The following is a 19174-nucleotide window of genomic DNA, read 5'->3' as shown; positions in this document are numbered from 1 at the left end:
ATCTATCAAAAATTGCTATAATATTAGCAATATACAAAGGGGGTTATGTGTATGGCAAACTTAGAAACATATTATAAAAACAGCCAAGATTTGAATACGTACATTGATCAAATGAGTGAAAATAAGGAAGGATTACTTAGTATTTATAATGACTTCTCTGTTCCTCAAAATGATGAACGTATTAATAAAATTAAACAAAAAGATTATAGTAAAGTACTTGTGATTTCAGAAGATTGGTGTGGGGATGCCATGATGAACATTGCAATTCTGAAACATATCAGCGAATTGTTAAATTTAGAAGTACACGTTTTCCACCGAGATCAAGATACTGATTTAATAGATCAATATTTAACAAACGGAAAATCACGTTCAATACCTATCTTTGTTTTTCTTAATGATAACTTTGAACAAGAAAACGTATGGGGGCCACGTGCAAAGCCTGTACAAAAGTTTGTTGAAAAAACACGTTCTGATTTTTTACCAGACAAAGACGATCCTTCATATGATGAAAAAGCACAACAAGTACACAAAGCTATCTCTAATCGATTTAAAACAGATTCAAATCTTTGGAAAGATGTTTATGATTCCATTATAGATAAATTGCTTAATCCATAAACCAACAATATTTAAAGCCGGAATTTTGGTTATATTGACCATCATTCCGGCTTTTATATTAAATATCTTTACGTGTAATATAAAGCGCATTGGCTATAAATAATACTACGATTGAAGCTGAAGATATGAACCACTGCCAGTTTGAAAATGTATAATTTCCTGATGTTGTCTTACTTGTTAAATAACTGAATGGAATATATTTTAAAGATTTTTGGATATTATCTCCAATTTTTGGAATCATTGGTAAGAATGGTTCTGCAAATGGAACGATAAGTATCAAGAAAATCCCTAGTGCATATATCAATGCAGGCTTAGGTGCAATAAGAGAAATTAAAAATAATAATAGACCGAAGAATAAGAAGAAAATCAAATAGAACCATAAGATTTGAATAAACTTTTCATCTTTAAGGTCTGGTCCTTTTGTTGCACTTTGTATAATAAATACAAATAAATCTAAAATACCTGTCATTAAAAATGAGATGAAAACAATAGAAATTACTTTCGCAATAAAGTATTTAATACGATTGCTTACTTTATTTAAATATAGTTGAATCGTTCCTTGGCCAATATCTCTAGTAATTGTTTTAATCACAAAGAGTAAACCGACTATAGAAAAGAACCAACTGCCTGCTGACATAATCATATCGGCATTCACTTTATGCATTTGCTGATTAATTAAAGCAGTTACTCCAATAAGCGGAATGAAAGTCAATATAAGGGCTAAATATGTTAAAGGGCTTTTTACAATACTAATGATGTCATGTTTTACAAGTTGGAAGATATTCACTTATGCTCACCTCTTTGATTAATATTAAAGTAAGTATCACGTAAAGAAGTTTTGCGTGTTTCAATATATTCAGGAAATACTTCTAAACCTGCCAAGCCTTTGAGTAAAGGTTTGTAATCTCTAATTGCTTTAAGAGAAATTTCTCCTGACTCTTTATGACTTTGCAAAATTTTATAATGCACTGTCAGATAATCTAATACTTGTTTAAATTGATCATCTGTTAAATCTTTACCTAACATTAAAACAGTTGTATCTTGAGGTGTTCCTTTCGACATATCTACATCTTGAACAAAGTGCGCATCACTTAAGAAGACAGCTCTATCGCAAATCAATTCGATATCTTCTAGTTTATGACTGGATATTAAGATATGCATATCCAAATCATTAACTAACTTTTGGATTGTTTCTAAAACATCGATTGAACCATCTGGGTCCATACCATTTGTAGGTTCATCTAAAATTAAGTACTTAGGTTTGTTCATTAATGAAACAGCTATTGCTAGTTTTTGTTTCATTCCCATAGAGTATTTTTTAACTTTCTTTTTAATGTATGGCGACATTCCAAAAGCATCAATAATTTTTTGTGCATATGCTTTATCAAAGCCGCTCCCTAAAACTTGAGCAAATATTTTCAGGTTATATAAACCAGTTTTATTATCATATAATTTAGGATGTTCAATTAAATAACCAATTCGTTCTTCAGGTTTTATATCAACCTTACCTTTATAATTAATGATATTGCCATTCATTATTTTCATCAAAGTCGTTTTACCGACACCATTTTTACCAATCAATCCGACAATACGGCTTTGATTAAAATCAAAATCAATATTATCTAAGACTTTGTTTTCACCATATTGTTTCGTAATATGTTCTAGCTTCATTAAAAAAACCTCCTTTAATACGTTTGTTCTGCTTCATTGATTTTTTTAAGTTGTTTAAAGTATGTCAAACCAAATAGTATAATTCCAAAGATAATAAATACGATTCCAAAGATATTAATAGAGTAATCTAAAACATTATCTATCAGTTTAAAGCTATGGGTTGTGATTGCAATCAGTAGCAAGGACATGCTGAAAATCACTGGCACGATGAAATTCACCACAACTACAAATCCCCAATAAGGGATAAAATCCCTTCTGACTTCAGAATATTTCGGAAATGCGATTGCATGTCCTATTAAATTAATTGCGATAAAATACATTGGCGTAGTCATTTCTACACCATTTATTTCTCCGCCCATCGGAACATTGTAATAGTCTGTTAAAACAATCGCTCCTGCAACGGACATTAGGACTGTAGTTAAATAATGCGCATTCAATTGTTCTTGAGCTGAAAAAGGAAGACTATGATTAAAATAGTATGCCTTATTTCCTCCTAATTTAAACTGTAATCTGAATGCATTTCCACAATCAAAAAGCGAAATGAACATAACAAATACAGATAATATTGAATAGATGATGCCTCCAAAAACAGTATGCTTATTTAAAAACAAATGATAAAAAGGAGATACAATAATAAGTGCTGCATAAATAATCAACGATACTTTTCTTAATTTTAAATTTCTAAGTATTAATTGTTTCATAGTGCATCACCTAGCTTATCTGAGCTTAAATCACCTTGTTCAATATTGACCATCAACTCTTCAATACTAGGTCGAGTAATGACAACGCGATCACCAAATAACTCTATAAAAGCGTCAGCTTCTTTAGTCAATCCTTCAAAACCCGTTTGTTTCATTTTAAGATTGATAATATAACCCTTAAGTTCCTCATCTAAGTCAGCCGTATTACCACGAATCATTTGATACTCTTTCAATAAAATATGCTTTTGTTCATCAAAAATAATTTGTCCATCTTTCAAATAAACAAGATGATCAGCAATTTTTTCAATATCAGAAATAATATGTGTCGAAAAGAAAACAGATTTATTTTCATCAATCAATTCTTGTTGAATAATTTCCAGAACTTCATTTCGTGCTACAGGGTCTAATCCTGAGGTTGGTTCATCTAAGATGTATAGCTCTGCATGATGACTGAATGCAATGGCAAAAGATAATTTCATTTTCATGCCTGTTGAAAAAGTTTTGATTTTCTTATTCAAGGGCAAATTAAACTTTTGGATGTAATGTTTAAACAATGACTCATCCCACTCTTCATACATGGGACTAATACACTGCTCGCACTTTTTAACTGTCCATTTATCATTCAGATATAATTCCGAATAAATGAATCCAATCTTTTCTTTGATTTCACCTTCAAAATTCGACATTTCGAATCCTAACATTTCTATGTTGCCTGAATCAGGTCGGATTAAATTCATTATCAAGCGAATGAGTGTAGTTTTCCCAGCACCATTTGAACCGATAAATCCAGTAACATAACCTTTCGGAACGCGAAATGTAATATCATTGAGTTCAAAGTTGTTGGTTTTATAATTAAGTTGCTTAACATCAATGGCATTTTGATTCATTCACTTTCCTCCTCATAGATTAATGTTACGATTTCAGTCAGCTCCTCAAGTGACATCCCAATAGTTTTTGCCTCTTTCACGATCGATTTTGTTAAGTCTTCAATAACAATAAATTGTTTTTCTTTCAAAATTGCATTATCTTGTTCCTTAACAAAAGTACCTCTTCCTCTGACTGTAGTAACAAATCCATCCTTTTCTAAGTCTTCGTAAGCACGTTTGGTTGTAATCAAGCTGACACGTAAATCCTTTGCAAGTTCTCTCATAGATGGAAGATGTTCCCCGGGAGAAATATACCCTTTAAGGATATTTTCTTTAATTTGCTGCTTGATTTGTTCATAAATCGGATATTCACTATTGTTTTTAAGCAGTATTTTCATTTAACTTCCTCCCTAACTGTATATACACAGTATACACACATATATATGCTATGTCTAGATATTTTAAATAGTTCATAGGGATTTTCTATTAAAAAAATAACCTAAAGTGTATATATTGTATATATACATAGCTAAAAAAAAGTACTGCACTTATTATCATAAATGCAGTTACTTCTTTTTATTTTGCATATCTCTTTCTTTTTTTCTCCGATCATTATTACGGCTAATAAATGCGCATATCATAAACATAATCGCAGCCAACATTAGCTTAATGCCTGAGCTTTCTTGATGAGTTGTTTGGAAATAAACACTTACTAAAAAAGAAAGTATCGCGATTACCACAAATATTTTTGTTAAATGTTTCATTCTTTTCACCTCAAACAAATTGATTATAACAAATAATACGAATTAATTCATAACCCTCATATGATATGAAAGCTTTTTCATTTCTTCTTTAGAGAAAAAATCTGTACTATTATTAGAAAATTCTATAACTATGCTTTATATTTCAACGTATTCAAGATAAGATAGTAATAAATGAAGACTTAAAAAAGTGAGGCTGAATTAATTATGAACCCATTAGCGCTAGATTTAAACGAGCAACTGACTCAATCAAACCCTGTCATATTGGATATGCTTTCTGATTTAGGTAAACATATGTTTTATCCAAAAGGCATTTTATCCCAATCTGCAGAAGCCAAATCAACTAAGTATAACGCAACTATCGGTATGGCCACTGATGACAGTGGAAAATTATATTCACAAACTATCTTTGATCTATACCAACATCTTGATCCTGAAGAAATTTTCCCATATGCACCGCCTCAAGGTATTGAAGAGTTACGTGGACTTTGGGAAGAAAAAATTCTTCAAGAAAATACAGACTTAACTCAAAAACAAATTTCTCGCCCTATTGTAACAAATGCACTAACACATGGCTTATCATTGTTAGCAGACTTATTTGTTAATTCTGGAGACACTGTTTTACTTCCAAAACAAAATTGGGGTAACTACAAACTAATTTTCAATACACGTCACGGTGCAGAATTACAAACATATTCAATCTTTGATGAAGATAATCATTATACGACTGATGGGTTCGTAAGTGCACTTGAAAATTATAACAATGATAAAGTGATTTTATTATTGAATTATCCAAATAATCCTACTGGTTATACACCAACAGCAAGTGAAGTAGAAGAAATTTCAAAAGCAATTAAGAATCTTGCAGATAGAGGAACAAAAGTAATTGCGATTATTGATGATGCATACTTCGGTCTTTTCTATGAAGATGTTTATACACAATCTATCTTCTCAGCTTTAACTCAAATTGAATCACCAAATATCCTGCCTGTAAGACTTGACGGTGCAACTAAAGAATTCTTTGCTTGGGGCTTACGAGTTGGATTTATCACTTTCGGTATTAAAGATGAAATGACAAAAGCAGTTCTTGAAGCTAAGGTTAAAGGATTAATCCGCAGTAACATTTCTAGTGGCCCAATGCCTTCTCAAAGTGCTGTCAAATATGTATTGCAACCTGAACATCGTGAACAATTTGAAAAAGATATTCAAAAACACATTGACACGCTTAAAGAACGTTATGAAGTAACAAAATCTGTTGTCTATGATGAAAAGTATAAAGATGACTGGAAAACATACGATTTTAACTCTGGTTATTTCATGGCAATCCAAGTTAATGGTGTAAATGCTGAAACTTTACGCAAACATTTAATTGAGAAATATTCAATTGGTACAATTGCTTTAAACGATACTGATATTCGTGTAGCATTCAGCTGCATTGAAAAAGATGATATTCCGCATGTGTTTGATTCAATTGCTAAAGGTATTGAAGATTTAAAAGCATAATTCCCAAAAAGGTACTGAACTACAATAATGTAGACCAGTACCTTTTTTATTAATAATAATTAATATTCTGTTAATAGGTTTATCTACAAAATCATTATAAAATTATTATTGTACAAGATATCTATTAAACAGAAAGAAGGAACAAAATTGAATAAGAAACAGCATAGAATCAGTTTAATTAAAATGGGAATTGCAAGCGCAACATTAGCTGCCCTGCTTGCATGCGGAAATGCAGCACAAGTTGCAGAAAAAAAATGATAATGCAGATCAATCATACGACAAAGATTATACTCTCGTTAACCCAGAAACAGGTGTAACAGGCCAACAACAAGCTTTTTATGAGTTATTAAAAATGGATAATCTTACAGAACAACGAAAAAATGATTATATTGACACTATCAAAGTAAATCCGCAAGCAAGCCAAGAAGTATTCGCTTCAGCAATTAAAGAAAACCGTAACAGTACTGAAGTACGTGACGGTCAACAAAATGCATTTGTAAATATTTATCATAATGAACATTTAATAAACGAACAAAAAGATGTATTAATCGAAGAACTAAAAGATCACCCAGATCGCGCTCAAAATATTTTTACAAAATCATTAAAACAACAAAATCTAAACAATATTGATAAGCCCGAATTACCAAAAGAAGAAAAAAATGAACAACCACCTAAATTAGACACTGAAAATGTACCTGAACCTCCAATGATAACAATTCCTTTATTCGGTAATCCTGGTATTGAAGATACAGTTGGAGATAATTCAGAAGATTCGACTCAAAAAACAGAAAAACCTGATGTTTCTAAAGAAGAAGATAATAAAAAAGAAGATTTAAAAGACTCTGCTAAGAAGGAAGAATCAACTGACACAGCTAAAAAAGAAGAAAAAAGCGAACAACCACCTAAGTTAGATAGTGAAAATGTTCCTGAACCACCGATGACAATAGTACCTTCATTCGAAAATACTGGTAGTGAAGACAATGTTGGTAAAAATAACGTGCCTGAAGTACTTCCGGAAACAAAAATTACACAACCAAGTACTTGGGAAAGAATTTCTCAATGTATTACAACAACAACAAATCAATACTATAACTCAGTTAAAAGTTACTATAACAGTGCCTATAATTCAGTTTCAGGTTTCTACAATAGTTTAGTTAACAAATATACAACAGCTAAAAAATTCTATTCACTATATTCTGAGAATCAAAACATCATTGATAAAGTAGTTAATCTAACTCTTGGTACTCAAAATTTAAAATCAACAACACAAAAATTAGCTGCTTATCCTACATTAAATGATCAATCAACTACTTACGATTATATTAAGTATCCATTTACTTATTTAAGTGTAGGTGCTGCGAATGCATTCACAACAGTCCAAAATACTTATAACAGCTATTACAATACGTATCAAACAGTATCTTCTTTATATACTTTCTATAAAGAAAACCCTACTAAAGTTGAACTAGCTATCAAAACAGCTAAAGTGACAAGTAATATATTTTCTTCAATCTCATCATTTTTCGGTTTCTCGAAGTAACCTATAAAAACAACTCGATTTTCATGAAAATTAAACCATGAAACCGAGTTGTTTTTTTTGATTATTTTTTCCACTCTTTCGGCACAATGAAACCTTTATATTTATCTTGTTTTTCATACCATTTTTGGAATTCTTTTGAATAATATGCTCTTTTTAATGCTTTTGCCCAGTCAGTATCTTTATTACTTTCATTAATCGTTAAAACAACCTTGTGTTGTTGTGGCGTTTTTTCAACGAGTAAACCATCTGCTATAACACGTTTTGAATCAGCGATATAATTTCCATTAACAACTCCGTAATCAACATCATCTAAAGAACGTAATATCTGAGCCGGATGTAACTCTTTGAATTTCAAATCATATTTACCTGGTTTTACACTGTTTTGATTGAAATTGACCGTACCGGCATCCTTATCGATTTTAACCCAACCTTCCTTCTCGAAAATTCGGAAAGCGCGTTCTTGGTTGACTGGATCATTAGGAATGGCGATAGTTTGTCCGTTTTTAATATCTTTTAAAGATTTATGCTTCTTAGACCATAGTGATTGTGGTGCAGTTGGCACATCATTATTAACAATCATATGACCATTCATTTTATCATTAATACTTTCCATATAAGCTCTACTTTGGAAAACCGAAGCATCTACATCCCCTTTAATCATAGCTGGGTCAATTTGATCATTTTGCGAAAAAGTTTTTATTTTCACATCATAACCTTCTTTTTTCAATATTGGTAAAATACCTTTTCTGAATTGTTCTTCATATGTTCCTACCCCAAATGCAATCGTGAATTTCTTTTGCTTGGGTTTATCTGTCTCTTGTTTTCCGCAACCTACAAGAACAACAGCCAAAATAATTGATAATAATACTAAAAGTTTTCTCATGCTGAAATCTCCCTTTGTTTATCTTATTAAACCACTATGTTTAATATACTATCATGTTTACAACGTTAATTATAGCGCAATTTTCAGGCATTCTAACATTCTGCTTTATGCTAAAAATTGATTATGATAATTTTCTGAATATTGACAAAAATTACAAGCAATATCCTCTCTTTTTCTGTTAAAATATATAACATTAAAAACCAATTCTCTAAAAATGGAGGGCGAAAAAATGATTTCTTTTGAAAACGACTATCTAGAAGGCGCACATGAAAAGGTTTTAGAAAAAATTGTTGAAACTAATTATATACAAGAACCCGGTTATGGTAATGATGAATTCAGTAAAGAAGCCATTGAAAAAATCAAACAAACAATAAATCAACCAGACTCATCTGTCTATTTTTTAGGCGGAGGTACTCAAACAAATCAAGTAGTTATCGATGCTGTTCTTAAAAAATATGAAGGTGTAATCGGAGCAGATACAAGTCATATTAATGTTCATGAGGCAGGTGCAATTGAGTTTTCAGGTCACAAAGTCATTACACTCCCATCTGAAAATGGAAAAATCACAGCAGCCCAAGTAAAAAAATATATTAACGATTTGTATGAAGACTCTAACTATACACATATGGTCACACCAGGAATGGTTTACATTACTTATCCAACAGAATACGGCACACTCTATACAAAACCAGAACTTGTGGAATTATCAAACACATGTAAAACCTTCAACATTCCTCTTTATATAGATGGTGCACGTTTAGGTTATGGTTTAGTAAGTGACGAAGCTGATTTAGATATTAAAGATATTGCCAATTTAGCGGACATATTTTACATAGGCGGTACAAAAATTGGTGCACTATGTGGAGAAGCTATTGTATTTACAGAAGGTTATAACCCTAGTCATTTTGTTTCTATCATCAAGCAACACGGCGCTCTATTAGCTAAAAGCAGACTAGTAGGTGTTCAATTTTCCGCATTATTTTCAGATGATTTATATTTTAATATCAGTATGCATGCTGTAGAAATGGCATTAAAAATAAAAAAGGCTTTTGTAAGTAAGGGATACCAACTCTATATTGATTCACCAACAAACCAACAGTTTTTCTTGATTGATAATAAAAAAATCAAAGAGCTCAGCAAGAAAGTAAAATTTACATGTTGGGAAAAATATGATGACAATCATAAAATTGTTCGGTTCGCTACTAGTTGGGCAACACGTAAAAAAGACGTGGATTTTCTAATAGAACAAATTTGAATCATTTAAAACCACTTGTAAGAACAGGTGGTTTTGTTTTTATCTGATTCCGAACTGTTGATAAATGTAAAATTATATATTTTTTACAAATTCAACAATGATAATAATATGAAACTAGACAAAAAAGACGTTTCCTAAAGATTTAGTAATCTCAAGGAAACGTCTCAAAAGGTTGCTTTACCTAACTATTGTACTATTACATCATACCTGGCATTCTGTATATACAAAAACCACTATAAATATATGGATAAAACACTGTTAAATCAACGTTTTATATTTTGATACATACCATTTATTTCAGTTTTTCCATTCCATTATGTCATAATTATGTCATGACAGAAACTACTATTGTACTTATAATATCAGTTTTAACATATAAAATTTTATTTACTCTTTTTTTGGTCTGAAATTATAATAACAGTCTCTGCAAAATAGTGAACGACCGAACTTTATGTAAATAAATATAAAAAATACAGGTATTAAAATTGCCATCACAAACGGCGCTATTAATTCAAAAGGTGACTTTGCATAATCTCCCGACATAAACATTCCAAAGATTGACATAGCAGCGAACAATAAAGATATCAGCGCTAGTTTAGATAAACATCCACTAGATCTTTGAACCACCCTACCGGAATTGCATCTTGGACAACGACTCCAACGCATTATGTATTACTTCCTTATATTCTTATTTTATCTTTATCCCTTTTAAAATACAAATTGTATTTTCTTATAATTTCAAAAAAAGAATTTATATATTATATTTCAATTTAAAGTATTATATACCAACGTTTACAGTTCTTTATATTCAAGTGTAAAATGTTAAAATTGTAAAACAACATAAATTTGTGCACTCTAAATATCTTTACATATGTTTAAAATATTAATCTGTGATCAATTTTTATATCTTCTACTTTAGTTATTTTTAATTCATTGTAAATATTAATTATCTTATTCATTCTACCTAGTGTATATCGAGTAGGTTGATATACACTTTTTTCAAGTTTTTTCTCAGAAGATTTACTTCTTGTTTTATTATATTCTTCAAAAGCTTTTTTTATTTCTAAAGATTCACTTATATCATTTAAAATAATTTTGATTTCTTGTGAAATTTCAATAATATCATTTAGCTTTATTTCATAAAATTTATTCTCAGTGACATCAATTGTATTAGTAGCTTCACGAAATAAGTCGCAATTTTTTTCACGTAAGTTTGATATAAACATATTACTGAAGCAGTCATTATCTTTATACTTCACATAATCATTGTTTAATTTGTTTATAATAGGATTCACTTTTTCTTCTAATATTTTTATCATATCATAGTTTTTCAAGTAAAAATCATATTCTATTTTCGCATTAAGTTCGACTTGTGACTGTTCTCTAGCTTTATCCCCTGATATTTTAGCACCTAAATAAGCACCACCAAATGTGGCAAATATTCCAATAAAACTAATCGCTATTGTATAACCTTCCAACTTATTTTCAGGGTCTATATTACTTAATATGTAGCCAATCGTAAAAATAAAAGCGAATATCATTAAACCAATTACACCAATAATAGTTATGACAGTTTTGCCATCCAATCTATTCAAGTTCTACTCACCTCTTAATTATTGTCATTTTAATTATCTTCTAAAAAGCACACTAATACAAGATGAATTAAGAAATAATATTACTATTTACTTTTCATTTATATACAATTGGACTTTTTCGTCCTTTTGCTATCGTCTTTTTTGGATAAAAGTATGTGGTCATTTTTGACCGTGTACATTGGTTGCTCTTTCTTGAGAAACCAAACCTCATACTAATTTTTGAGTAATAGCACATAAACTTTTTTGTGTGTACTTTTTACACACTCATTTTTGAGTACATACTTTTGGTTAAACATTTTTGTACGACCAATGTTACTGATCTTTAAGTAATATCACACATCTATTTTAAAATATTACACCAAAATTACCAAATCTATTTAATTATCTACTCTGACATTCGCCCTGTGCTGCATCGAGAAATGAATTTATGTATAGTTGTTCGTTTAATGTTCTACAATTATCTTTGATTTATAGCTAAATATAAGTAAATTCACATTTAATAAATTTTAGTTATAACTTTTTGTTATCACACATTATTTTTATGTATAGTACAATTAAAAGTATAATATTTTAATTTTTAAGGGGAATGAATAATGAAAAAAGTATTTAGTTTATTATTGGCAAGTTTCTTAGTTTTAGCAGCATGTGGGAATAGCGAAGAAAGTAAATCAGAAGATAAGAAAGAAACGAAATCATCATCAAAAAATGAAAACAAGAAATCAAATGATGATAAAAAGGCATCTAAGGATAAAAAAACTGATAAAGAAGATAACTCTGATAACAATAATCAAACTACTAGCAATCACAGCCAATCACAAAATAGTGATGACCAACAAACTAACGTAGATAATCAAAATCAAACTACTAGCAATACACAACAAGCTAATTCAGATCAACAGGACCAACAAAATCAACAAATGAATACTGACCAACAACAAGACAATGCTAACACGCAACAAACACAACAAGAAAATCAACAAGCTAACGGATATGACCCTAATAATCCATATATGAACATGCCTGACCAAGAATGGCGTAAAAACACTGGTGATGGTCTTTCATCTGGCGAAAAGCAAACTATGTATGCAATTGAAAATAATCAATATGAAGTTGAAGACGCAGAGCAAAAACTAGCAGCTTTAAAATATTATCAAAATAAATATAGTCAATAATATTTAAGATCACACTTCTATGTATATATATTTTTATTAAATAAACCCACCTATTCATTTAGGTGGGCTTTATTTATAATAGTAGATTGTTTTAAATAAGTTACTTCATATAAGTCGGCTAATTTCTTGATAAAATCAATTAATACTTTTTCTGTTATAATATGATTTTCAAAATCTGTCTTTAGTTTTTTAAATAACTGCTTTTCTTGTTCAGTACTTATTTTTTTAAAATATCCCCACATATGGCAATAAGCATTTATTATTGATCCTTTAGAAGGTTGCTTATTTAGAGCATATTGAATTTTTTGTTGAATTATTTCAATTTCAACATCATTATTCATCAAAAATCTAATATCATTATAAGCGTTTTGATCATGCCATAAAACTTCGTATTTATATCTACTCCACAGTTTTTCTTTTTGAAATTGTTTGTTAATGTTATATACCTTCTTTCAATGTTCTATTTAATAAAAAGGAACTATTTTACTAGCTTTAATAATATCTTTAGTAAAGAAAAATTGTTTGCCCTGTCCTGTGTATGAAGGGTTGAGTATCATATTTGCTTTTGCGTTATATAGCCATTCGGGATGTATTCCTGAATTCAAAATATCCTGGAATTCTTGGAAATCTTTATTCCAGTCTAAATTTGGTTCCATTTATAATCACCTCATGAATATAATAGAACGCTTGTTCGTATATGTAAATTATTTTTTATGTTTTTCCAATTTAAGACAACCTCTCTTATTAGATAAATTGGACATCACTTCTAAATAACATTTAATACCATTATTTTTTATATATTTAATTTCCTGTTTTGCTGCATAAAAGTCATCTTTTTCTTTGCTATCATGGTATTTTTTAGGATTGTCTTGATTATATTCCCAATGATGTTTCAACAAATATTTTACGTATATTTTCACAATTTCTCCGTTTTCAAAAGAAAGATTGGTCTCCACTTCTTCTCCCTTCATGCATTCATTTTCTAATTTTTTTATGTTCATATCTTTAATAATTTTATATAAATCTTCAAATATTTCTCTTGTAGCAACGTCAAAATGCTTTTGTTTACTTTCTGCTATGTCTTCAGAATCTTTGGGTATATATCTTAAAGAAGCCAATACTCTATACACATCATCTGTTGTTAAAATGGTTTTTGAAGCAACGTCGTATAATTGTTTACGCCATTCTGATTTTGAATCTAGATTATCCAATAGTTCTTTTCTTTTGGTTTCATTATTGTGTTTTATAGTAAAGAACACACCTACAACAGCTATAATTGCTGCAAGTATTGTCGCGTTTCCTGTATAAAAATCATTGTTTTTTCCAGTTATACTGAAAGTCTTTAATACAAAAATATTTAAATACCATACTAAGAAAACACTTAATATAATTATTAAGATACACCCAATTGTTTTAAAAAATTTTTTCAACATCTTGTTTTCTCCTTAATATAAAATTAAAAAAATAGGGCAAACACATAAGTGTTCACCCTATTAATTGTGACTAATTAGCTCTAAATTATAAAACTTTCGATAGGACAAAAACTATTTTTCATTACATCTTTTTTATTATATTTTTCGCTAGGGTATATTAAATGATATGGATCAATAAACAGTGGATGTACTAAACAATTCGCCTGATCATATAAACAAATAATTCTCAAACCTGAAGTTACTCCATACTGCCAAAGCTTTTTTTCTTCATCGCTATCTATGTCTAATTTATTAGTATAAATTTCATCAAGTATTTTTTTAACAATTTCTTTCTTTTCTCCATCAATTATATGACAATGATGATTTCTTTGATAGTATATACTATTCTTATTGAATATATCGAAACCATTTTGTTGTATGTCAAAAATAACTTCAGTCATCACTTTGGTCAATGTTTGAGCCATTTCTTTATAATCATGATACTTATTTGAAAAATTAATTTCTTTTATTACACAAGATTTTAACCATTCGCTACTATTAATTACTACTTTAAAGTTATCAACTATATTTTTATCATTACTGACGTTATATTGTATTTTTTGACTAGATTTTACCTTTTTCTTTCCCATCAATTTGCCTGCTTTATATAATAATCAAACATTTCTTCTTCAGTTATAATTTCATTGCAATTCTCTAATGGTGAATAGCCTATACGTGCATCTATCCAGGGTTTTTCTTGGTGTGTAATATTTTCTAGTTGATTACCATTAAAATTTCCATACACATCCATAACTTGAATCAAAACATCTTCTATATCTTCTTCTAACTGAATATTTTCATCTATTTTAGGGATGTTATTATAGCCATACTTCTTATATGTTTGATAAACTTCTGGAATAACAGGCCCGTGTACCCAAGCTTCAAATTTATCATCAAATAATTTATTTTCAATTTCTTCTGATGTCTCATTAGATAATGTTACACACCACGCTTGTGCGTAATAAAGCATTTTCTGTAATTTTTTAGGAGACATTGATTGTTGTGACAAAAACCATTCAACAATTTTTTTTAATTCATTACTCATATTATTACCTCCTTAGAATATACTTTTTCGAATACTATATTGAAAAATAATTTGGTTTTTGATTATTTACTTATATATAGTATAGCATTTCTCCTCTCTTGAATAGTATTATTTAATATATTTATACTAACTCCAACTTATCCAGCAATTTATTCAACATTTGTTTAGCTCTTGCTTCTTTGACACCAAATATACTCCCAGCCTTTTCAAAACTCACACCATTGCATAATAATAAAAATAAATTGTGTTCTTTTTCAGTCGCTACTCTTTCTACAACAGCTTCTAGTTCATTATAAAATATACTTTCTTCAATATTATTATCTATATCGTGAGTTTCTGCTTGATCATTCACATTAAAGAAATCATCTATATCAATATCTTCATTATAGGCATCACTACTATTTATTGTTTTGTGGTAGTTCAATATAAACTCTTTCACTGTTGCTTTATCATACCTCATACATAATCTACTGCCTTTGCCACACGCTTTAATATAACTTCTCTAGCGTGTCTTAATGTTAACTCACTTACACCTATCACATCGGCAATCACTTCATCTGTATACTTCTTATCATCCCACCACGTGAGCTTTATAATCTGTTGTATTTTAACTTCACTATCGTTATACACCTCTGTAATGCCCTTTACAATCGATTCTAGGTTCATATATTGAAGTTCATCCATATCACTAGGTTTATTCTTATAAATATCTACCATACTGTGATAATTGCGCATGTATCGTTCTAAAATAGGATAATCTACATCGGTCATATTACTAACTCCTCACGTTAAATATTTAATTTTTCATTCAGTTACCATTGATTCAGATACACCAGATAGTTTTGCGATTTCTTTATTTTCATGTACTGGCGTATTGTGCTGATTGCTTGATACACGCTTTTGTTCAGCTGAATCAAAGCGTAAACTTCCATCTTTAAGTTCGTTAGTTCTATCAGCAGCTTTTTTCTGATTCTCTTTCGCTCATCCTCGTATATCACCTATTAAGTCTTTAGCTTGTAATGTGATGTTTAATTATTGGATGTCTTATACACGTTCTCGCTAATTAAATTACTAACTCCTCACGTTCTTGATTTAATGATGCTTTCGTTTCGGCTAAAAAGTTTTTATATATTACTTCACTCTCTTTTTGACGTTGTTTATTGCGTTCTATACGTTCATTATGATGCACTTTATATAAATCTTCTTGCAGCTTATCAATTGTCTTATGTGGTCTATCGCTGCCATTTGTTTGGAAATATCTCATTACTTCTTTTTGTTCTCTAGGTGTATATCTACGAATGATTTTTTTCAACAAGTTTAGTTTCTTAGTACTGTTATTTTTAAAACGATCTAATTCTTCTTTTTGTTGTATTATCCAAAATACTAACTTTTCTAATGGATAGGAAACAGTAATCACGCCTTCAACTTCATCACAACACATGTGAGATGTGTTCAAGTGGTACATTGCATCTATTTGCTCTTGTATCACTCGTAATTTGCTATTAATCATCATGGGGGAGTATTGTGTTAAAAGCTCATATTCGGTAATCTTAGGTTCTTCATAATACCAAAGAATATTTTTACTTCTTTTTAAAATCATTGTAGACCTCCCTAGAACTTTTTTTATTTAATCATTATCCTCAATACCAAACATTTCATATACTGACTTATCACTTTTTGTATCTTGCTTAGGCTCTAGTATTTTTAATCTCGATTCCACTGTTAAACCTAACTTAGGGGCAATACTATTTAATTGTGATAATGCATCACGTTTAATGGTGTGATTCTGATTTAACTTTGTACCACGTTCTGTTTCTATAATCACATCGCTATTGTTCATACGCTTTGTAGCATTGATATAATCAGAATAGGCTTGGCAATATGTACTCACAAGCATTAGATCAAGACTAGCAACAGGCAATTCTTCAAGTAATGGATGTATTCTATGCCATTCATCTGTGGCTGTATCATCTAACCATTCTGGTGGCTCAGGTGCTAAAGATGTGAGTTGTCGCATTGCTTTTTCTGTATCTCGCTTATTGTCTTGAGCTTCTTTCGTTAGTCTACTTTTCTGTTGCGATAACAATTTTCTTTGTGCCATCATATGTCATCTCCCTTTATTTTGACTTGATTATTAAATTCAGTAGTTTTTATGGTATTCGTGAAATACTATATTCTTAAAATGTGCTGTTATTTCCTAAATTGACTGTTTTATTTCCCGCATTTTTACCTTTTATTTTCAACTTTTGGTTACGTTTAAGGTCGACTCGTTTTCAGCGTTCTCTCAACACCCACCCGGTTTTTCTTCACCCCGCAAAAAATATTTTCCAAAAAATAATTTCAAAAAATAAAACTTCAAAATTTTATCTGCCGTGAATTTTATTGTGGCAGCTAAAACATACCACCTCTAAATTTTCGGTATCCAGTCTTTTAATCCAGTCCCCCAGCATTATCTATATTGATATATTTATCTCACTAATTACCATGCTCTCTAATTGCTTCATATAAGCCTGTCATCAGCTTTTAACCAGTTCCTTACTCTTTTAATCCTATTTGTTCCTATCTTTCTTACAATAAGCCTGAAATTGCAATTCAAACTATTCTATTTATGTTTGTTCTCTCAACATTTCTATAATTATTCTTCATTCTTTTTTATTTATAATTTCTTCTCTCTTGATCTAAATATTTTTTTATCTTGAAAGCAAAACTACAAATCGAAATCACAAAACAAATTCAAATTATTTTTTTAGTTTCATTTCTTATTTCAAAATTCTATTTCACTTTCTGAATTTTAAAATACTTTCTGACTTCTCATTTACATTTAAACTTTCATTCTATTATCTTTAATCAAACATCAACTTCACTTTTGTTCAATCGACTAATTATCTTCTTAACTCTTTCGTCTTCTAACATAAAAGATAATTGTCTCTTCTAATTCATTCTAATTAATATCTTCAAAACTTATTTGATATTGAACACAAACAACCTCACAAACATGATTGTTTCTTCTAATTCATTCTAATTAATATCTTCAAAACTTATTTGCTTACTCACATACATTTAAGTATATAATCTATGTGTATTGCCTATACACTTTAGCAAGCGATCACCTTAATGCTATAGGTTAATACCCAGACCTTTATACATGCAGTGTATATTTTGATGCAGTTATGCAATCATAGCCCTGTAACTAATATGAGGCTACTAATATATAGCGGCTATTTGCTTGTGCTGTAGGATAGTTACCTCTACATTGTATGCCTAACCTATAACTAACCTATAGACTGTTTGGTTGTATACTGTTGAGTTATCTATACTATACGGTTAATATAATCTGCCACATATTAATTCCAACATAAAGTTTTTGTTTGCCTTTACCTATCTATCTTTACATAGCTTCCTACTAAGTAACTCACTGTAGCACTCATGCATGAGACCACTTATAAAAGAAAGGCCACCACATATATTGAAGTGATGACCTTGTAAACGTGCTTTAGAGTTAGAACAGCATGTGCACAAATGAAGGAGTAACTCATGGCTATTTTAGACTTTAATAAAGAGCGCTTGTTATTAAAGATAATTATCATCTTTAATACCTTTATTATAACATAGAAAGCTCAACCGCGCTATTTTAAGCACCATTCAAATTAATAGAAACTGCTAAGATTTCACCCATGTGACTCACTCTATTATCTTTACCTTCTGCATTTTTTACATACACGTCAACACTATCCACTTTATTACCCTTGATTTGATCAAATGCTTTATCTTTTGCATTATCGCCACTCTTCCAAGCATGAACGAGTGTATGATTTTTCTTAACTATAAACTCTCTATTATTTCTCTGACTTGAAGCAATGATAAAGTTCAAATTACCATTCATCATCACACAACTGTTTTTATTAAACTTAATCTTTTTAACTGCTTGTGGTTCGATTTCTCCTTCTTCAAAGGCGCTTACAATGTTTAACTTATTATCTGCATCAGCCAGTTCTACAGGCACACTACTTGAACTAGCCAATATCATTAAATCTTCGCCGTTTTCAGTTACCTTTGCCCTGTTTCCTTTGTATCTAATAGCTGTAATCATTGCAT

General features: G+C 30.0%; 24 protein-coding genes. 5 read left to right on the top strand and 19 right to left on the bottom strand.

Annotation, left to right across the window (positions count from 1 at the left end; all coding sequences use genetic code 11):
* Window positions 1-51 precede the first annotated feature (51 nt).
* Window positions 52-615: a thioredoxin family protein gene (locus DYE31_RS04855; RefSeq protein WP_015900748.1), complete on the top strand. Its 564-nt coding sequence runs from the start codon at window positions 52-54 to the stop codon at window positions 613-615.
* A gap of 58 nt (window positions 616-673) precedes the next feature.
* On the opposite strand, the gene pmtD is transcribed toward DYE31_RS04855, so the two are convergent.
* The 6 genes from pmtD to DYE31_RS04825 form a co-directional block, all read right to left on the bottom strand.
* Window positions 674-1402 (bottom strand): phenol-soluble modulin export ABC transporter permease subunit PmtD, encoded by a 729-nt coding sequence (gene pmtD / locus DYE31_RS04850; protein ID WP_015900749.1) that lies wholly within the window; start codon window positions 1400-1402, stop codon window positions 674-676.
* Entirely contained in the window at window positions 1399-2286 is an 888-nt protein-coding gene (gene pmtC / locus DYE31_RS04845; protein ID WP_015900750.1) for a phenol-soluble modulin export ABC transporter ATP-binding protein PmtC, read from the bottom strand. Before pmtC ends, pmtD begins: the two co-directional genes overlap by 4 nt.
* Window positions 2287-2300: 14 nt before the next feature.
* Window positions 2301-2987 carry a phenol-soluble modulin export ABC transporter permease subunit PmtB gene (gene pmtB / locus DYE31_RS04840; RefSeq protein ID WP_015900751.1) on the bottom strand — a complete coding sequence of 229 codons (687 nt, stop codon included), beginning with the start codon at window positions 2985-2987 and terminating at the stop codon, window positions 2301-2303.
* Complete coding sequence (gene pmtA, locus DYE31_RS04835; protein WP_015900752.1) at window positions 2984-3874, bottom strand: phenol-soluble modulin export ABC transporter ATP-binding protein PmtA; 891 nt, start codon at window positions 3872-3874, stop codon at window positions 2984-2986. Before pmtA ends, pmtB begins: the two co-directional genes overlap by 4 nt.
* A complete protein-coding gene (pmtR, locus tag DYE31_RS04830; protein WP_015900753.1) occupies window positions 3871-4251 on the bottom strand; it encodes a PSM export ABC transporter transcriptional regulator PmtR in 381 nt (126 codons plus the stop codon). Before pmtR ends, pmtA begins: the two co-directional genes overlap by 4 nt.
* A 168-nt stretch (window positions 4252-4419) precedes the next feature.
* Entirely contained in the window at window positions 4420-4617 is a 198-nt protein-coding gene (locus DYE31_RS04825) for an SE1626 family protein (RefSeq protein WP_041612993.1), read from the bottom strand.
* A gap of 204 nt (window positions 4618-4821) precedes the next feature.
* Here DYE31_RS04825 and DYE31_RS04820 point away from each other — a divergent pair, with 204 nt between their 5' ends.
* Window positions 4822-6117 carry an aminotransferase class I/II-fold pyridoxal phosphate-dependent enzyme gene (locus tag DYE31_RS04820; RefSeq protein ID WP_015900754.1) on the top strand — a complete coding sequence of 432 codons (1296 nt, stop codon included), beginning with the start codon at window positions 4822-4824 and terminating at the stop codon, window positions 6115-6117.
* 241 nt (window positions 6118-6358) lie between these two features.
* A complete protein-coding gene (locus DYE31_RS04815) occupies window positions 6359-7657 on the top strand; it encodes a B domain-containing protein (RefSeq protein WP_015900756.1) in 1299 nt (432 codons plus the stop codon).
* 61 nt (window positions 7658-7718) lie between these two features.
* Here the strand turns inward: DYE31_RS04815 and DYE31_RS04810 are convergent, their stop codons facing one another.
* Window positions 7719-8540 carry a MetQ/NlpA family ABC transporter substrate-binding protein gene (locus tag DYE31_RS04810; RefSeq protein ID WP_065865283.1) on the bottom strand — a complete coding sequence of 274 codons (822 nt, stop codon included), beginning with the start codon at window positions 8538-8540 and terminating at the stop codon, window positions 7719-7721.
* Between the two features lie 229 nt (window positions 8541-8769).
* Here DYE31_RS04810 and DYE31_RS04805 point away from each other — a divergent pair, with 229 nt between their 5' ends.
* Entirely contained in the window at window positions 8770-9795 is a 1026-nt protein-coding gene (locus DYE31_RS04805; RefSeq protein ID WP_015900759.1) for a threonine aldolase family protein, read from the top strand.
* Between the two features lie 875 nt (window positions 9796-10670).
* On the opposite strand, the gene DYE31_RS04800 is transcribed toward DYE31_RS04805, so the two are convergent.
* Window positions 10671-11390 carry a hypothetical protein gene (locus tag DYE31_RS04800; protein ID WP_015900760.1) on the bottom strand — a complete coding sequence of 240 codons (720 nt, stop codon included), beginning with the start codon at window positions 11388-11390 and terminating at the stop codon, window positions 10671-10673.
* Between the two features lie 593 nt (window positions 11391-11983).
* Here DYE31_RS04800 and DYE31_RS04795 point away from each other — a divergent pair.
* Window positions 11984-12562, top strand: coding sequence for a hypothetical protein (locus tag DYE31_RS04795; RefSeq protein ID WP_015900761.1), 579 nt, complete (start codon window positions 11984-11986; stop codon window positions 12560-12562).
* Between the two features lie 50 nt (window positions 12563-12612).
* Here DYE31_RS04795 and DYE31_RS04790 read toward each other — a convergent pair whose 3' ends face one another.
* The 11 genes from DYE31_RS04790 to DYE31_RS04740 all read right to left on the bottom strand — a co-directional run bounded on the left by DYE31_RS04790 (window position 12613) and on the right by DYE31_RS04740 (window position 19169).
* On the bottom strand, window positions 12613-12972 hold the full coding sequence (locus DYE31_RS04790) for a YbgA family protein (protein ID WP_206170642.1): 360 nt from the start codon (window positions 12970-12972) through the stop codon (window positions 12613-12615).
* Window positions 12973-13026: 54 nt separating this feature from the next.
* Window positions 13027-13218, bottom strand: coding sequence for a hypothetical protein (locus DYE31_RS04785; RefSeq protein ID WP_015900763.1), 192 nt, complete (start codon window positions 13216-13218; stop codon window positions 13027-13029).
* Window positions 13219-13266: 48 nt separating this feature from the next.
* The gene (locus DYE31_RS04780; protein WP_015900764.1) at window positions 13267-13995 is read right to left on the bottom strand and encodes a hypothetical protein; all 729 of its coding nucleotides are present in this window, start codon (window positions 13993-13995) and stop codon (window positions 13267-13269) included.
* An 80-nt stretch (window positions 13996-14075) separates the two neighbouring features.
* Entirely contained in the window at window positions 14076-14624 is a 549-nt protein-coding gene (locus tag DYE31_RS04775; protein WP_015900765.1) for a hypothetical protein, read from the bottom strand.
* Window positions 14624-15079 (bottom strand): Panacea domain-containing protein, encoded by a 456-nt coding sequence (locus DYE31_RS04770; protein ID WP_015900766.1) that lies wholly within the window; start codon window positions 15077-15079, stop codon window positions 14624-14626. The genes DYE31_RS04775 and DYE31_RS04770 overlap by 1 nt, the downstream gene beginning before the upstream one ends.
* Window positions 15080-15200: 121 nt before the next feature.
* Window positions 15201-15539, bottom strand: coding sequence for a hypothetical protein (locus DYE31_RS04765; protein WP_015900767.1), 339 nt, complete (start codon window positions 15537-15539; stop codon window positions 15201-15203).
* A complete protein-coding gene (locus DYE31_RS04760; protein WP_015900768.1) occupies window positions 15536-15850 on the bottom strand; it encodes a hypothetical protein in 315 nt (104 codons plus the stop codon). The genes DYE31_RS04765 and DYE31_RS04760 overlap by 4 nt, the downstream gene beginning before the upstream one ends.
* A 292-nt stretch (window positions 15851-16142) precedes the next feature.
* Window positions 16143-16679 carry a hypothetical protein gene (locus tag DYE31_RS04755; RefSeq protein ID WP_015900769.1) on the bottom strand — a complete coding sequence of 179 codons (537 nt, stop codon included), beginning with the start codon at window positions 16677-16679 and terminating at the stop codon, window positions 16143-16145.
* A gap of 27 nt (window positions 16680-16706) precedes the next feature.
* Window positions 16707-17180 (bottom strand): phage terminase small subunit P27 family, encoded by a 474-nt coding sequence (locus DYE31_RS04750; RefSeq protein ID WP_041612996.1) that lies wholly within the window; start codon window positions 17178-17180, stop codon window positions 16707-16709.
* Window positions 17181-17442: 262 nt separating this feature from the next.
* The gene (locus DYE31_RS04745) at window positions 17443-17529 is read right to left on the bottom strand and encodes an HNH endonuclease (RefSeq protein ID WP_235851284.1); all 87 of its coding nucleotides are present in this window, start codon (window positions 17527-17529) and stop codon (window positions 17443-17445) included.
* A gap of 1181 nt (window positions 17530-18710) precedes the next feature.
* Complete coding sequence (locus tag DYE31_RS04740; RefSeq protein WP_015900772.1) at window positions 18711-19169, bottom strand: hypothetical protein; 459 nt, start codon at window positions 19167-19169, stop codon at window positions 18711-18713.
* Window positions 19170-19174 lie beyond the last annotated feature (5 nt).

Source organism: Staphylococcus carnosus (genome assembly GCF_900458435.1).
GTDB lineage: Bacteria > Bacillota > Bacilli > Staphylococcales > Staphylococcaceae > Staphylococcus > Staphylococcus carnosus.
This window is presented reverse-complemented; position numbering and strand designations above follow the sequence as displayed.

What these genes read in the sequence shown, in the direction of transcription:
- DYE31_RS04855 (WP_015900748.1), top strand. Translation starts at nt 52, where the DNA reads ATGGCAAACTTAGAAACATATTATAAAAACAGCCAAGATTTGAATACG.
- pmtC (WP_015900750.1), bottom strand. Translation starts at nt 2,286, where the DNA reads ATGAAGCTAGAACATATTACGAAACAATATGGTGAAAACAAAGTCTTA.
- pmtB (WP_015900751.1), bottom strand. Translation starts at nt 2,987, where the DNA reads ATGAAACAATTAATACTTAGAAATTTAAAATTAAGAAAAGTATCGTTG.
- pmtA (WP_015900752.1), bottom strand. Translation starts at nt 3,874, where the DNA reads ATGAATCAAAATGCCATTGATGTTAAGCAACTTAATTATAAAACCAAC.
- pmtR (WP_015900753.1), bottom strand. Translation starts at nt 4,251, where the DNA reads ATGAAAATACTGCTTAAAAACAATAGTGAATATCCGATTTATGAACAA.
- DYE31_RS04825 (WP_041612993.1), bottom strand. Translation starts at nt 4,617, where the DNA reads ATGAAACATTTAACAAAAATATTTGTGGTAATCGCGATACTTTCTTTT.
- DYE31_RS04820 (WP_015900754.1), top strand. Translation starts at nt 4,822, where the DNA reads ATGAACCCATTAGCGCTAGATTTAAACGAGCAACTGACTCAATCAAAC.
- DYE31_RS04810 (WP_065865283.1), bottom strand. Translation starts at nt 8,540, where the DNA reads ATGAGAAAACTTTTAGTATTATTATCAATTATTTTGGCTGTTGTTCTT.
- DYE31_RS04805 (WP_015900759.1), top strand. Translation starts at nt 8,770, where the DNA reads ATGATTTCTTTTGAAAACGACTATCTAGAAGGCGCACATGAAAAGGTT.
- DYE31_RS04795 (WP_015900761.1), top strand. Translation starts at nt 11,984, where the DNA reads ATGAAAAAAGTATTTAGTTTATTATTGGCAAGTTTCTTAGTTTTAGCA.
- DYE31_RS04785 (WP_015900763.1), bottom strand. Translation starts at nt 13,218, where the DNA reads ATGGAACCAAATTTAGACTGGAATAAAGATTTCCAAGAATTCCAGGAT.
- DYE31_RS04780 (WP_015900764.1), bottom strand. Translation starts at nt 13,995, where the DNA reads ATGTTGAAAAAATTTTTTAAAACAATTGGGTGTATCTTAATAATTATA.
- DYE31_RS04775 (WP_015900765.1), bottom strand. Translation starts at nt 14,624, where the DNA reads ATGGGAAAGAAAAAGGTAAAATCTAGTCAAAAAATACAATATAACGTC.
- DYE31_RS04770 (WP_015900766.1), bottom strand. Translation starts at nt 15,079, where the DNA reads ATGAGTAATGAATTAAAAAAAATTGTTGAATGGTTTTTGTCACAACAA.
- DYE31_RS04765 (WP_015900767.1), bottom strand. Translation starts at nt 15,539, where the DNA reads ATGAGGTATGATAAAGCAACAGTGAAAGAGTTTATATTGAACTACCAC.
- DYE31_RS04760 (WP_015900768.1), bottom strand. Translation starts at nt 15,850, where the DNA reads ATGACCGATGTAGATTATCCTATTTTAGAACGATACATGCGCAATTAT.
- DYE31_RS04755 (WP_015900769.1), bottom strand. Translation starts at nt 16,679, where the DNA reads ATGATTTTAAAAAGAAGTAAAAATATTCTTTGGTATTATGAAGAACCT.
- DYE31_RS04750 (WP_041612996.1), bottom strand. Translation starts at nt 17,180, where the DNA reads ATGGCACAAAGAAAATTGTTATCGCAACAGAAAAGTAGACTAACGAAA.
- DYE31_RS04745 (WP_235851284.1), bottom strand. Translation starts at nt 17,529, where the DNA reads ATGCTGGGGGACTGGATTAAAAGACTGGATACCGAAAATTTAGAGGTG.
- DYE31_RS04740 (WP_015900772.1), bottom strand. Translation starts at nt 19,169, where the DNA reads ATGATTACAGCTATTAGATACAAAGGAAACAGGGCAAAGGTAACTGAA.